The sequence below is a fragment of the Bacillus bingmayongensis genome, assembly GCF_000299035.1.
Classification (GTDB): Bacteria; Bacillota; Bacilli; order Bacillales; family Bacillaceae_G; genus Bacillus_A; species Bacillus_A bingmayongensis.
Genome location: NZ_JH921518.1, coordinates 820,434 through 834,510, shown reverse-complemented (window position 1 = coordinate 834,510; position 14,077 = coordinate 820,434). Strand labels below are relative to the sequence as shown.

Annotated in this window: 14 protein-coding genes and 1 pseudogene; 5 read left to right on the top strand and 10 right to left on the bottom strand. The window is 35.8% G+C overall.

The window, feature by feature from the left end; translation table 11 throughout:
• Window positions 1-90: 90 nt before the first annotated feature.
• From Y7E_RS0118865 to Y7E_RS0118855, 3 genes and pseudogenes are all read right to left on the bottom strand, one after another.
• Window positions 91-297, bottom strand: a pseudogene (locus Y7E_RS0118865) (transposase); the annotation flags it as partial.
• A gap of 75 nt (window positions 298-372) precedes the next feature.
• Window positions 373-1,113: a bis(5'-nucleosyl)-tetraphosphatase PrpE gene (prpE, locus tag Y7E_RS0118860; protein ID WP_017152821.1), complete on the bottom strand. Its 741-nt coding sequence runs from the start codon at window positions 1,111-1,113 to the stop codon at window positions 373-375.
• 78 nt (window positions 1,114-1,191) lie between these two features.
• Window positions 1,192-2,352, bottom strand: coding sequence for an FtsW/RodA/SpoVE family cell cycle protein (locus Y7E_RS0118855; RefSeq protein WP_017152820.1), 1,161 nt, complete (start codon window positions 2,350-2,352; stop codon window positions 1,192-1,194).
• Window positions 2,353-2,826: 474 nt separating this feature from the next.
• Here Y7E_RS0118855 and fabI point away from each other — a divergent pair, with 474 nt between their 5' ends.
• From fabI to rfbD, 5 genes are all read left to right on the top strand, one after another.
• Entirely contained in the window at window positions 2,827-3,603 is a 777-nt protein-coding gene (gene fabI / locus Y7E_RS0118845) for an enoyl-ACP reductase FabI (protein WP_017152818.1), read from the top strand.
• A 643-nt stretch (window positions 3,604-4,246) separates the two neighbouring features.
• The gene (locus Y7E_RS0118840) at window positions 4,247-4,996 is read left to right on the top strand and encodes a sugar phosphate nucleotidyltransferase (protein WP_017152817.1); all 750 of its coding nucleotides are present in this window, start codon (window positions 4,247-4,249) and stop codon (window positions 4,994-4,996) included.
• On the top strand, window positions 4,993-5,559 hold the full coding sequence (gene rfbC / locus Y7E_RS0118835; RefSeq protein ID WP_017152816.1) for a dTDP-4-dehydrorhamnose 3,5-epimerase: 567 nt from the start codon (window positions 4,993-4,995) through the stop codon (window positions 5,557-5,559). The genes Y7E_RS0118840 and rfbC overlap by 4 nt, the downstream gene beginning before the upstream one ends.
• Complete coding sequence (gene rfbB / locus Y7E_RS0118830) at window positions 5,556-6,527, top strand: dTDP-glucose 4,6-dehydratase (protein ID WP_017152815.1); 972 nt, start codon at window positions 5,556-5,558, stop codon at window positions 6,525-6,527. Before rfbC ends, rfbB begins: the two co-directional genes overlap by 4 nt.
• Before the next feature lie 6 nt (window positions 6,528-6,533).
• Complete coding sequence (gene rfbD, locus Y7E_RS0118825; protein WP_017152814.1) at window positions 6,534-7,376, top strand: dTDP-4-dehydrorhamnose reductase; 843 nt, start codon at window positions 6,534-6,536, stop codon at window positions 7,374-7,376.
• A 324-nt stretch (window positions 7,377-7,700) separates the two neighbouring features.
• Here rfbD and pseI read toward each other — a convergent pair whose 3' ends face one another.
• The 7 genes from pseI to Y7E_RS0118790 all read right to left on the bottom strand — a co-directional run bounded on the left by pseI (window position 7,701) and on the right by Y7E_RS0118790 (window position 14,076).
• Entirely contained in the window at window positions 7,701-8,750 is a 1,050-nt protein-coding gene (gene pseI, locus Y7E_RS0118820) for a pseudaminic acid synthase (RefSeq protein WP_017152813.1), read from the bottom strand.
• 15 nt (window positions 8,751-8,765) lie between these two features.
• On the bottom strand, window positions 8,766-9,344 hold the full coding sequence (locus tag Y7E_RS0118815) for a formyl transferase (protein ID WP_017152812.1): 579 nt from the start codon (window positions 9,342-9,344) through the stop codon (window positions 8,766-8,768).
• Window positions 9,345-9,361: 17 nt separating this feature from the next.
• Window positions 9,362-10,447 (bottom strand): UDP-2,4-diacetamido-2,4,6-trideoxy-beta-L-altropyranose hydrolase, encoded by a 1,086-nt coding sequence (gene pseG, locus Y7E_RS0118810; RefSeq protein ID WP_017152811.1) that lies wholly within the window; start codon window positions 10,445-10,447, stop codon window positions 9,362-9,364.
• Window positions 10,448-10,568: 121 nt separating this feature from the next.
• Complete coding sequence (gene pseH, locus Y7E_RS0118805) at window positions 10,569-11,123, bottom strand: UDP-4-amino-4,6-dideoxy-N-acetyl-beta-L-altrosamine N-acetyltransferase (RefSeq protein WP_017152810.1); 555 nt, start codon at window positions 11,121-11,123, stop codon at window positions 10,569-10,571.
• Window positions 11,124-11,321: 198 nt separating this feature from the next.
• Window positions 11,322-12,113 carry an SDR family NAD(P)-dependent oxidoreductase gene (locus Y7E_RS0118800; protein WP_017152809.1) on the bottom strand — a complete coding sequence of 264 codons (792 nt, stop codon included), beginning with the start codon at window positions 12,111-12,113 and terminating at the stop codon, window positions 11,322-11,324.
• A 7-nt stretch (window positions 12,114-12,120) separates the two neighbouring features.
• A complete protein-coding gene (locus Y7E_RS0118795) occupies window positions 12,121-13,062 on the bottom strand; it encodes an aldo/keto reductase (RefSeq protein ID WP_017152808.1) in 942 nt (313 codons plus the stop codon).
• A 30-nt stretch (window positions 13,063-13,092) separates the two neighbouring features.
• Window positions 13,093-14,076 carry a cytidylyltransferase domain-containing protein gene (locus tag Y7E_RS0118790; protein ID WP_017152807.1) on the bottom strand — a complete coding sequence of 328 codons (984 nt, stop codon included), beginning with the start codon at window positions 14,074-14,076 and terminating at the stop codon, window positions 13,093-13,095.
• Window position 14,077 lies beyond the last annotated feature (1 nt).

Here is a 14,077-nt window from a genome sequence, read left to right as displayed (position 1 = left end):
TATTTTTTGTTTGCTTCACTTTTTTTCGGCACTCTGTAACTAGACGGTAAATCCGTTGACCACGGCAAGACTTTATCAATTTCTTCTTTAATGAAGTACATCTAGTTTATAATCTGTTGGGTAGGATGTATAGCATTTTTTAAAAGCCTTCTCACCTAAAGATTCATGTCGTCTAATCCACTGATAGAGTATACTGGGATCCACACCTATAGATTTAGCAATTGCTTTTCCACCTTCAGTACCCTCTAAATATCGTCTCACCGCTCGTATTTTTCCTTTTGAAGAAAATTTAGCCATATAAAAACTGTACCTCCAATTGTTAGACTGTGTCTAACAATTGGGGTGCAGTTCATATGAGGGCAGCTTTATTTATTATGTAATTGGACGAAATTTCTCAGGTACAAACGGCATCGAAGAAGGGACTGAAATTGTCTCCATTTCTGGATAGCGCAGTCCTGTTAGTTTCCCGCCAAATACAGCCCCTGTATCAATATTTACCGTATGATTGACAAAACGAGGTTCTGCGACAGGGGTATGTCCGTATACAATCCACGCCTTCCCTTCATAATGCTTAGCCCAATCACGGCGAACGGGAGAGCCGTCGGGATGCTTTTCACCTGTAATATCACCATATAATACGAAAGTCTGGACTTTCTTATCACTTCTGCCGATATAATCTTGACGAATACCAGCGTGACAAACGATGAGCTTTTTATTATCAAGCACGTGATAGAGTGGTGACTGTTCGTAAAGATCAATAAATTTTTTCTGTATTATTTTCTGTTCACGAGTCTGCAATGCTTCATATTCAGCGACGGTCGTTTCTAGTCCATGTGCGATTGTTACATTACGCCCAATGAAAAATCGGTACAACTTATTACAATGATTGCCAGGAGCATAATAAGCTACTTTTTTATTCATAACAAGCTCCCACACAATTTCAATCATTCGAAGGGAGGCTGGACCGCGATCTGTAATGTCACCGACGAAAGCGAGCTGTCGTCCCTCTGGATGAACTGGAAGTCCACTTTTCCAATGATAGCCGAGCTGCTCTGTTAACGTTTGAAACTCTTCTAAACAGCCGTGAATATCCCCGATAATGTCGTATTTCATTCTATGACCCCCATCTCGAGTTTTTTCTTAGTATACCTAAAGTGGATATAGAAAAAACCATACCCAAGTGGATATGGTTTAGTCAAACATAAATGTTTTTGTTCGCGATCGTACATTCAGTATAAAGCCAATTGCGATCATATATGTCAGCAAGGAACTACCACCATAACTCATGAGTGGAAGCGTAATTCCGGTAATTGGAAGTAATCCAATCGTCATCCCGATATTTTGGAATACTTGGAATGTAAACATTCCGATCGTCCCTGCACATAAGTAACTACCGAATGGATCGTTACTTTCTAAAGCGATATGAATCATACGATAAATTAATAAGAAGAACAGTGAAATAACAACACTTGCTCCTAAAAATCCGAATTGCTCGGCAATGTTTGTAAAAATAAAATCGGTATGCGGTTCTGGGAAGTATACTTGGCCATTCTCCCAGCCTTTTCCGTGTAGTTCACCTGAGCCGGTTGCTAAAACAGCTTGCCTTAACTGATATCCTTGCGTTTCGTATTCATAAGGCGCTAGCCAGCCATAGAAACGATCTAATTGATATTCTTTTAAAATATGTTCCTTAAAGAATGCTGTATGTTCAAAATAAATATACGTTAGCGTAGAAGCAGCCGCGATAACAATGGTAGCTAAACCGAAAATAAAGCGCCAGCGTACACCTGAAACTAAAATCATTGCTGCAATCATTGCTGAAATAACCATTGTATTTCCTAAATCAGGTTCTTTCGCAATTAAAAGCAGCGGTGGTAAACTCGCAGCGAATATTTTACCGAGTAAAATTAAATCCTCGCGTGGAGAGCGAAACGGATATTTTTCATTATGATTGACGATAATGCGGCCAATAACAATGATTAAAAATAATTTCATAATCTCGGAAGGCTGGAAGTTACCAAGGCCTGGCACACTATACCAAGCAGTAGCCCCTTTAATTGTTACTGCTCCAGGGATTTTTAATTCAAGTCCAATGAGTAAAATCATCGCAAATCCGTACAAATACCAAGCGATTTGCTTATATCGGTCAAAATCAATAACCATAATCGCAACAATTGCGACGGTCCCAATGACATACCATTGAATTTGTTTTGCTACAAAGTTTACTTTTTGCAGAGCTGGTGGTAAAGATGGCTGCGCACTTGCAATGGCAAAACAACTAACAGTTGCAATTGCGAGTACAATCAGGATTAATATGTAATCTATTCGATATTGGGAATTCTTATCTTTCACCGTACGTAGTCCTTTCTATTACTCTTTATGAAATGAAAAAAAGACGCTATTACCATATTAGCGGATTTTGGGCTGTTTGCAAATATGTTGTTTTGAATTTAGATGTGGGATGTTAGATTATATAAATATAAACTGAAAAACCGATAAAAAACCATTCTTTTTGGATGGGAGAGAGGATTACGGCTATGCGCAGAAGCGGTCAGATCCCATGCTATGTGAAAACAAAGAGAGAAAACGAGAGCGGTTCTCCTTTATTCTTCATAGCCCCTATTTATCCAGCAAGTACCTTTAATAATATAGGAAATAAATATTGGGCTTTCATAAATAGCAGGAAAAGGGAAGAACAAGAGAGAAATAAAGAACCAGCCATAATAATAATTTTATTTTGCCTTCTTTGAAATTTGTGATATGATATAAATATATTACCAGGTACTAATAACTGATGTTATTTAATAAATTTAGGGGGATAAATAAATGAATCTTCTCAACTTAAAAGGAAAAAACATTATTGTCATGGGCGTTGCGAACCAACGAAGCATCGCTTGGGGAATTGCTCGTTCATTACATGAGGCAGGAGCAAACTTAATCTTCACTTATGCAGGTGAACGTTTAGAAAAAAACGTACGTGATTTAGCTGAATCATTAGAAGGGCAACAATCACTTGTTTTACCATGTGATGTAACAAACGATGAAGATATCGCTCGTTGCTTCCAATCCATTAAAGAAGAAGTAGGTGTTGTTCACGGACTAGCACACTGCATCGCATTCGCAAACCGTGATGACTTAAAAGGTGAATTCGTTGATACATCTCGCGACGGATTCTTACTTGCACAAAACATTAGCTCATTCTCATTAACAGCTGTAGCAAAAGCAGCAAAACCGTTAATGACTGAAGGCGGAAGCATCGTAACATTAACATACCTTGGCGGCGAGCGCGTTGTGTCGAACTACAACGTAATGGGTGTTGCAAAAGCATCACTAGACGCAAGCGTAAGATACTTAGCAAACGACCTAGGACAGCACAACATTCGCGTAAACTCTGTATCAGCAGGACCAATCCGTACGCTATCAGCAAAAGGTGTTGGCGACTTCAACAGCATCCTAAAACAAATTGAAGAACGTGCACCACTTCGTCGTAACGTAACACAAGAAGAAGTTGGAAACACAGCGTTATTCTTATTCAGTGATTTAGCGAGCGGAGTTACTGGTGAGAACATTCATGTGGATTCTGGGTATCATATTTTAGGGTAATAATTGAATGGAAAATAACTGTAAAAGCATCTCTTCAGTATAAGAGGTGCTTTTTATATGCCTTAAATTTGCATACAAACTTATTTTATAAACATAGAGTTAATAAAAATTAGGAGTTTTATTTCCAAAAGGAAACAGCGGGATTTTTAAAACTGTCTTAGAGAATGAAGAAACACTTATGGAATGTAAAGTAGAATAAATGTAATTATTGGGGGTGTCTCATAGCTGATGAGACAGTTTTTTTAATAAGTATTCCAAAGCTTAGTAGGGAATTATTTTTTTGAATAACATGATGATGAAAAAACTCCTTCTATATCTTCTGTTTTCAAATATAACGCTTGTAAGAAAGGTATTTATACAAGAGTATATACTTTCCTTAACAAAACCATAGATAGCAAGAACTTAAGTGTAAGAGTATTAATATTTCAGATGGTAAATAAGAGAGTGTATAAATTCCTGTTGTTTAGTAGTTTTTTAACAGAAAGTAAATTACTTTAAAGCAAGGAATTAGAGAAAGAGGAATATAGAAAAGCATTATGCACATATATAGGGTATGCAGAGAGTTTACAGGATGTAATGCCTGGAAATTGAATGTTGTAGTGTATAAATCAAAATAAAAATGCTTTGAAAGGGGAGGGATAAAATGAAAGGAATTATCCTTGCCGGTGGAACTGGATCTCGATTGTACCCTATTACAAAGGTCACAAATAAACATTTGCTTCCTGTCGGTCGCTATCCAATGATTTATCACTCTGTATATAAGCTTCGGGAATGCGGTATTACAGATATTATTATCATTACCGGGAAAGAACATATGGGTGATGTAGTCAGTTTTCTTGGCAGTGGAGCTGAATTTGGGGTGTCTTTCACATATCGTGTACAGGAGAAAGCTGGAGGGATTGCTGAAGCACTTGGATTATGTGAGACGTTTGTGGGAAACGGGAAAATGATTGTCATTTTAGGTGATAATGTTTTTTCTGACAACTTGAAACCATATATAGAAAATTACAGAAAGCAAGGGGAAGGAGCAAAAATTTTATTAAAAGAAGTAGATGAACCGCAGCGTTTTGGTGTTCCTCATATTCAAGAGGGGAAGATTGTATGCATTGACGAAAAACCAGTCTTTCCAAAGAGCAACTATGCTGTAACTGGAATTTATATGTATGATAGCAGTGTGTTTTCTATGATTAGTAAGCTCAAACCTTCTCAACGAGGAGAATTGGAAGTAACCGATATTAATAATGAATATTTAGTAAGAGGAGTTCTCACCTACGATACGTTGCAGGGGTGGTGGACGGATGCTGGAACGCATCTGTCACTACATAAAGCAAACAAATTAGCTCAGCATGTGGATTTTGGTGATGAGTTTAATGGAGGGGGAGGGAAGGTTTGAAGACGATTCCTGTATCACTTTCTGATGTTAAGTTAATTGAGCCAAGTGTATTTCATGATGCGCGCGGATATTTTAAAGAAAGCTATAATGAAAAGGTGTTGCAACACTTTGGCATCCACCACAAATTTGTACAGGATAATACATCGTATTCAAAGGAAGCGGGTGTGATAAGAGGACTGCATTTTCAACTGGAGCCAAGAGCCCAAACAAAGCTCATACAGGTCATACAAGGTGCGATTTTTGATGTTATTGTGGATTTGAGGAAAGGGTCTCCAACTTATAAGAAATGGCAATCATTTTTGTTGACAGGTGATAATCATCGGCTGTTACTTGTACCAAAAGGATTTGCACATGGCTTTTGCACACTCGTTCCTCACACAATTGTACATTATAAAGTAGATGAATTTTACGAAGCATCATGTGATAGTGGAATAGCATGGGATGATGAAGAATTTGCTATTTCATGGCCCGTAAGTGACCCGATTTTATCAGAAAAGGATGGCAGGTTACCTAAATTTACAGAAACAACTCATTACTTTCAATTTAAGGAGACATTGACATGAATGTACTAGTTACAGGAGGAGCAGGTTTTATTGGTAGTAACTTTGTCCGTTATTATATTAACAAGTATCCGAGTTCCTATGTTATCAATTATGATTTGTTAACATACTCTGGAAATTTATCTAGTATTAAGGATATTGAATCTTTCAGCAACTATACATTTATACAAGGGGATATAAGAGATGTAAAGAAAATTCACTCTGTAATGAAAGATTATAAAATTGATAGTATTGTACATTTTGCAGCGGAATCGCACGTAGACAGAAGTATACAAGGTCCTATGGAGTTTTATACGACAAATATAGTAGGAACAGCTGTACTATTAGAAGCAGCGAGAATGTGTGAGATTCAGCGATTCCTTCATATTTCAACGGATGAAGTGTATGGCTCGCTTGGAGAGACGGGGCGGTTTACAGAGGAGAGTCCTGTTTCACCAAATAGCCCTTATTCTTCTAGTAAAGCAAGTTCGGATTTAATTGCGCTATCTTATTTTGAAACGTACAAACTTCCTGTAATTGTTACACGCTGCTCTAATAATTACGGTCCATACCAATATCCAGAGAAACTCATTCCGCTTATGATTACAAATGCAATGGAAGATAAGGAACTTCCTGTATACGGGACGGGACAAAACGTGCGGGATTGGCTTCATGTATTCGATCATTGTACGGCAATTGATTTAGTTCTGCATAATGGAAGAGATGGAGAAATATACAATGTTGGAGGTAATAATGAAAAGAGAAACATAGAGGTTGTGGAAATGATTTTAGAAAAGCTAGGAAAATCAAAGAGTATGATATCATTTGTTCCCGACCGCCTTGGTCATGATTGGCGGTACGCAATCGATTCGTCTAAGTTACAAAGAGAGTTAGGATGGAAACCTGTATATTTATTTACGAAGGGCTTAGAGGATACGATAGATTGGTATATGAAGAATGAGCAATGGTGGAAGCCATTGAAGAGTAGGTGAGATAAAGTGAAAGTACTCGTTACAGGAGCAGGAGGTCAGCTTGGTAAGGAGTTTGTTGCGTATTTTGTAGAAAAGGGATACACGCTATATAGTTTCACAAGAAAGAAGCTCGATGTTACAGATGCCGTGTCACTTTTTCTTATCATGAAAAAACTACAGCCAGATCTTGTACTTCACTGTGCTGCTTACACACAGGTAGATGCTGCTGAAGAAAATTGGAAAGAAGCATATGCTGTGAATGCAGTGGGGACAAGGAACATTGCGGTTGCTTCTGAAGCAATAGGGGCGAAACTCGTATATTTTAGCACGGACTATGTATTTGATGGAGAACGTGCATGTGATTATCACGAATTTGATCAAACAAATCCTCTCAATGTATATGGCGCTTCTAAGTTTGCTGGTGAAGAAGCGATAAGAAATTTTCATAGCCGATACTTTATTGTTAGGACTTCTTGGTTGTATGGTAGGCATGGTCCAAACTTTGTAAGGACAATGCAGACGTTGGCTGATACGAAAAAGGAACTGCGCATTGTGGGTGATCAAATTGGGTGTCCTACTTATACAAAAGATTTAGTCTGTAAAATCGAGGAGATTGTACAGACGAACCGGTATGGGGTCTATCATGTGTCAAATCAGGGGAAATGTTCTTGGTTTGAGTTTGCTTGCCGTATTTTTCAAGAAATGGGAGCTGACGTTAAGGCTATCCCTGTGAAAACAGAAGAATACGGAGCGAAAGCAGACCGGCCGCGCTATTCGGTTCTACAGCACCTATGCTTGGAACTGAATGGTTTTTCTCCTATGAGACATTGGGAGGAAGCGCTCAGAGAATATTTACTAGAAACTTCATAATGTATGTTCTTTTTATCAAGAAGGGGATTTAGCTGTATATACAATTGATTCATTGAAAATTAAAAGATATTAATGTCAATAAAATCAATGCAGGGAACACATGGAGGACCCAGAGAATAGGTTTCTTAACTTTTTGCATAAATGAAAAAAGGAGAGGAGCATAAAGACGTATGCTCCTCTTCTTTATATTACGGCGTTGGCTGCGGCTTGATGTCGCTTATAACAGAAATATGACAAGTCGATAAAATCTTGATATTGTTGTCTTTTTTTATTTATTTTGACTTAACTTATTACATTGTCCGCAATCTTTTGGAGCTTTTTTCATTAAATCAAATCCCAACTCACAGGTGTTCCCTTAGTGATATCATTTTTTACTTTTCTTCCTAGTAAAATAGGAAGGTATTTTGGAGCCAAACCATAACCCGGACGAACCGCTTTTATATTTTCTGATGTGAAAAGATCTCCAGCTTTCATATCTTGTGCCACATATAAAGACCGTCGAAACTTTAATGAGTTTTTTTCCATATCAGTCGGCCCGTAATAAATCTTCCCTAGAGATTTCCATGCCCGTTCTGTTTCGATAACAAGGGATTTCAGTTCTTCTGGCTCCAGTGAAAATACGGAATCTACTCCTCCGTCGGCTCTGGATAAAGTAAAATGCTTTTCAATTACAGTCGCTCCCATTGCGACACTGGAAACCGCTACTCCCACTCCTAATGTATGGTCTGATAAACCTACTTCACATTGGAATAAATCCCTCATATGAGGGATTGTATAAATATTAGTGTTTTCTGGGGAGGCCGGGTACGTGCTCGTGCATTTCAACAAAATAAGGTCTTTGCAACCTGCTTCTCTAGCGGCTTTGACAGTCTCATCTAATTCTGCAATTGTAGCCATACCTGTAGATATAATGAGTGGTTTTCCAGTAGAGGCAGCTTTACGGATTAGAGGAATATCGGTATTTTCAAAAGAAGCAATTTTATAACAGGAGACATTTAGGGACTCTAAGAAATCAACAGCTGTTTCATCAAACGGAGTGCTAAACGGTACCATCCCTAGTTCATTACATCGATCAAATATCGGTTTATGCCATTCCCAAGGGGTATATGCTTGTTGATATAGTTTATAAAGCGTGTTGCCTTTCCATAAGCTATCTGAATCTTCTATTTTAAACTCTTTGTTATCCATATCCAGCGTCATAGTATCAGCTGTGTAAGTTTGAATTTTCAGAGCATGTGCTCCAGCTTTTGCGGCAGCTTCAACTATTTTTAATGCACGTTCTAATGACTGATTATGGTTTCCAGACATTTCAGCAATGATAAATGGTTGGTGGTTGCGACTTATTTTTCTTCCATTAATTTCAATTTCATTCATTTTATCTTCTCCTTTTTAACCATTCATTTTTGCTTTACCGATTATATCTTTTACTGAGGTATTCCATCCATCAGTAAGTAAATGCAAATATTTTTTTTTATCTTTTAATCTATGATAACTACCGCCAGAAGGTTGCGGTTTCCTCATAACTTTTCCAGAACAAATGAATTTCCAATTTTCAATGAAAAGTTGTTCTATTTCTTGGCATAGTCTATCGTAGAAGGTTTTTAATGTATCATTTTCTTTGTAGGGAACTTCCAATTGAGCGATAATATCTCCCGTATCTAAGCTGTTATTTATATAATGAATTGTAATCCCTTTAGGTGTATCTTCAAGAAAACTCCATAAATTTGGATCAGCACCCTTATTCCAAGGAAGATAAGATATATGCAAATTTATAATTTTGTTATTAAATTTTTCAATAATGGAAGGAGGAATCATATATTTGTATCCATAGCTGATAATAAAGTCAATATTAATAAGAATAGGTGAATGAATGTCTAGTCTATTCTCATACAAAACAACACGATTTCCAGATGATTTAAGAAAACTGTATATATTATTACAGTTAGATCCTAATAACAGAATATTCATAATATCCCCCTTAACATTTAATATTGTAAAACCTCTGATACTACACGTGTTTTCCCAAAACCGTCCACAATTTTTAGTGCTTTTCTAGAGGATTTCTCTAAATCAAAGTTTCCGCTCTTAACAATCTCAATGGCATTACTAATATCCTTCTCATGAACTTCTTCTGATTTCCCGATATAAAAATCAACACCTAAACTTCCTACTGTTTCACATATTTCAACCTGATTATGCGCTACTGAAACCAATATTGCAGGTAAGCCTAAACAATATCTCTCCCAAGTCGTTGAACCCCCAGCACATATGGCTAAGTCTGCTTCGCTCATTAATCTAGACATATAATTAATTTGGCAATGGAAGTTCATATTCGAATGCTTTCTACATAAATCCTGTATAATCCCTTTTTGAGGATTTGATTGACCAACAACTACATCAATACGAAGTTGTTTACAATCAATTTTTTCTAGAGCCTTGATTGCTTTATAGGTCTCATTGGTGGAATCACTCCCGCCAAAAAATATAAATATTGTTTTAAGGAAGCTATCCCTTTTTCTCAAATTTTTCCGTTCTTTTAGAAATTCTGGTCTTAGTAATGCATATCGGGTACCTAAAAGTTTTATACAATGGTTTGGGATTAGTCCTTTATACCTTTGCTCCATATTTTTATAATAATTTTGATCTAATAGCAGATTACATATATGTGATCTATCTGCTAAATCATCTATAACCATTATATATTGTGTGAACTCTTTCAATTTTTCTTCCCACTTTTTGTCTAAAGCATAATGGTCTACAATTATCCAATCAACATGGTTTAAGTTCCTTTTTATAATATCTATTGTTTGCTGGGCATCTATTTCCCAACTAGTTTGAAGCCATTGGGCATGCGTGGTATCGCAATTATTTCTTACCAGAACCATCTTGGGTAACGTATACACTGTATATCCTTGATCTTTTATAAAGTTACACATATGGCCCTCTAGTTCTCTGGATATAAAAATTACCTGATGTCCACAATTTTTTAATTCTCCAGCTAAAGTTAAACAGCGTATGATATGTCCCGTACCTATTTGCCTTGAAGAATCAACTCGAAATACTATTTTCATAATATCCATTCCTAAAATAAAATTAATAGATTATATAAATACCTGTATTTATATTTGTTAGTATTATTAGTCATTCCACTTATATTAAAGGTGAGTAATAAAATATCTAGAATTGTGTACTCTAATATTCCATTATATTTAATAAATCATATTCATAAGTAGATTTGATTTTTTTCCATTCCTTTTTAGTAATTGCCACACGTACAACATCGTAAAATTCTCCATTCTTGTGTATATGTTCTCTAAATTTCCCTTCAATTCTTGAACCAAATCTTTCATGTATTTTTATCACTTTCTCGTTGAATTCAAATACTTCACCCCATAATTTATTTAAATTCATTTTAAAAAATACATAATCATATATATTACATTCTAAAATTCTGCCTAGCCCTTTCCCTCTAGCAGTTATATCAGCAATATAATATCCCCACGAACAATGCTTATTTTTTATATCAATATTATTAAGGCTTAGTACCCCTACATCTGTACCATCTTCTAATCTTATAATCCAGTATTTTTCCGCATCAGATGCCATGATTTTTTTGTACCATTTTATTTGATCTTCTAAAGTAAGTATAGGGTCTGTATACATGTATTTTGTTACTTCAGGTAACGTCCGCCAATTCATAATCATTTCCAAATCTTTTTCTTCTATTTTTCTTAAACAAACATTCATAAGATACTCTACCCTCCTTATAAATTGTTATTAAATGTTTTGTTCAACATGGTAGTTAATATAAAACTTTTCTGTCTTTTTTTGTGATAAACGTAGTACATCGTCAAGTGAGAAAGATTATAAACATAACAGTATTTTTAAAATTAGGAAATCTTATTGCGATAATGTCTTACTTTATAGGTTATCTATAATTGGTCTCTACCAAGCCGTCCATCCACCATCTATACAAATGTTTTCTCCGGTAATATAGCTAGAAGCGGAGGAAGCCAAAAAAACCATAACTCCTTTTAAATCTTCTGGTTTCCCGATTCGTCCAAGTGGATTTTTGTTTTTTAAATGTTCAATAAACGATGTGTTTTTTTGAATCTCCTCATTAGGAAACGGTCCAGGTGAAACTGAATTTGTCCTAATTCCATATTTTCCATAGTGACATGCCACATAACGAGTGAATTGGTTAATTGCCGCTTTTCCAGCTCCGTAGTTTGGCGGATTATTTAAACCGCTATTTCCATAAATCTCTGGATTTGGGGAAACAATTCCATACATGGAAGATACGTTAATAATGCTCCCACCTTTTTGGTCAATCATGATTGGTAAGACGGCCTTTGTACATCGAAAAACTCCATTAATTGTGCCATCAAAACCTTTTAGCCAATTAGACTCTGTCATAGATTCAGCATTCCCAAGAGCGCTGAAAGAAGCATTATTTATGAGTACATCAATTTTTCCATTTTCCTCTATGATTTTAGAAAAGCAGTCCTGTATTGTCAGCTCATCTTGAATATTTAAATAACCGCTCTTGCATTTTGTTCTATTTTTTTTTGATAATTCTTCACTGAGTACTTTACATTTCTCCTCATTTGAACTAACAATGTAAACGGTAGCACCAGCCTCGGCTATCCCTTCTGAAATTGCTTGACCTAAATAGCCTGCGCCTCCTGTCACAACAACTACTTTTCCCGTTAAGTCAAAAAGATTATTTGTATTCATAAATGATCTAACTCCATTTTCTTGGATCAATTATTTTGTTGGGTAAATCTTGAAAGACATCTTGTATTTCATTCACAATACTTTCTGTTAATGGCGGTAAATTTATAATTTGAAGATTGTGTTTTAATTGCTCCATAGTTTCGCAACCAATAATTATTTTTAATATCTCTGGAAGATCTCTGATATACAACATTGCCATTTCCATTACACTTAATCGTAAATCTTTGGCTAATATTTCTAATTTATTCAAAGGTATTTTAGCATCTTTTAAATGATCTGGCAGTTCACTTGGGGACATGAGTAATAGTCCTTGCAGATAGATACTTCTTCCGTATATTTCGATATTAGATGCACATAATTTCTTTAATAAACCTGTTTTTATCAAACGTTGATCAAATATATTAATAGGTACTTGAATGACATCAAAACAATCCAATTCGATTACAGTCTCGATTTCTTTGGGTTCGTAAACAGACACACCGATTTTCTTTACAAGGTGATTTTTCTTGAATTTAATGAGATGTTGAACGACTTCTCCATGATGAGCAATTATGTCTAAGGGATCATGCAACAAACAACTATCAAGTTGTGAAAGTCTGAGTCTAGCTAATGAATCTGAAATAGTTTTCTCCATAAATTGATAGCGTTCATCAAAAGTTAGGAGACTGTTTGAATGTACAGAAGGTATTTTAGTAATGACAGAAGGTGTTTTTTCAGTGTTTTCAAACTTTTGGCTTTCTATATACTCCCCGATTAATACTTCAGAATCACCATATCCTGATGCAGTATCTAACGAATCGACTCCATGACAAATTGCATAATCAATTATCTCCAAACTTTTTTCCCTTGTTGGCATTCCAGTTTTATTTGCGATTCCGTAATGATTCCCCAATTGGGCAGTTCCTAATGTTAATTTAGATACATAATTATTTTTTTTAAAATTGGTCATATTCACGACTCCTATAATTACACACTAGATTTATGATTCAAGTAAAGTTGCCTGGTTTATTTCCTCAACTAATGACTTTTGGTCAATCCACTTTACAGATATATCTTTATTGATTTGAGTAATTTTTGGATTATTAACTATATATTCTTTTAATTGTTGAAAGAATAAGGGTTTCCTTTTCACATTAAGATTTTTGTATAGTTCTTCAAACATTTCTAAATCTTTGGGTTCGTCTAATGTTAAACGCCAGGAAGGATAGTCAAATTCTGTTGGCAACTCAACGTTATTTATAGAGAAAAGCGAAGGATTATTGATAAAATAAAAAGAAAGGTATTCAGTATGGGTTAATGGTTTTGGATAGTTCGTAAGGCGACGGAGCGCTTCGACGGTTATTACATTACTTGCAACTCCCATTGGACTTGTTTTTGCTTGGGTGAAATCTGCTCCGCTTTTTAAGTGTTGTTGAATTAAATAGCTGGTGATTTCAGGTGAAACAGCTGGGTCATCTCCTGTTATGCGAATAATAATATTCGCATTCGTCAATTCGGCTGCTTGGAGCATCCGTTCGGCAACATTGTCCGGATCGCCTCTTACGATTTTTACTCTTCCGTCCATTGTAAATTTTTCAAGCGGATCATCCTCAGGAAGATGGGAAGTAGCTAAAACCACCTGGTCGGCTTCAGGGATTGCCAGACAATTTAAAAGGCAGCGTTCAATTGAAGGAATCCCATTTATAGGTAGCAGTGCTTTTTTGGGTAAGCGAGTCGATTTCAGTCGACAGATGACAGCTATGGTAATTTTAGGTTTTTCGATATCTTCTAATGTTATAGGTTCATTTGCCTGTATCGTCGTTCTCGCAATCTGGGATAGTAGCTCTTTTGCTTTTAGAGGTATGAGAGCTTTAGCATTTTTACATTTTTTACAACTGATTTTTTCAATTGTGATGATTTCACCTTCTTTTATTTCTTTATTGGCGACAAATCTTAGTGAAGTATTTTTCTTTGTTTCTTTCATA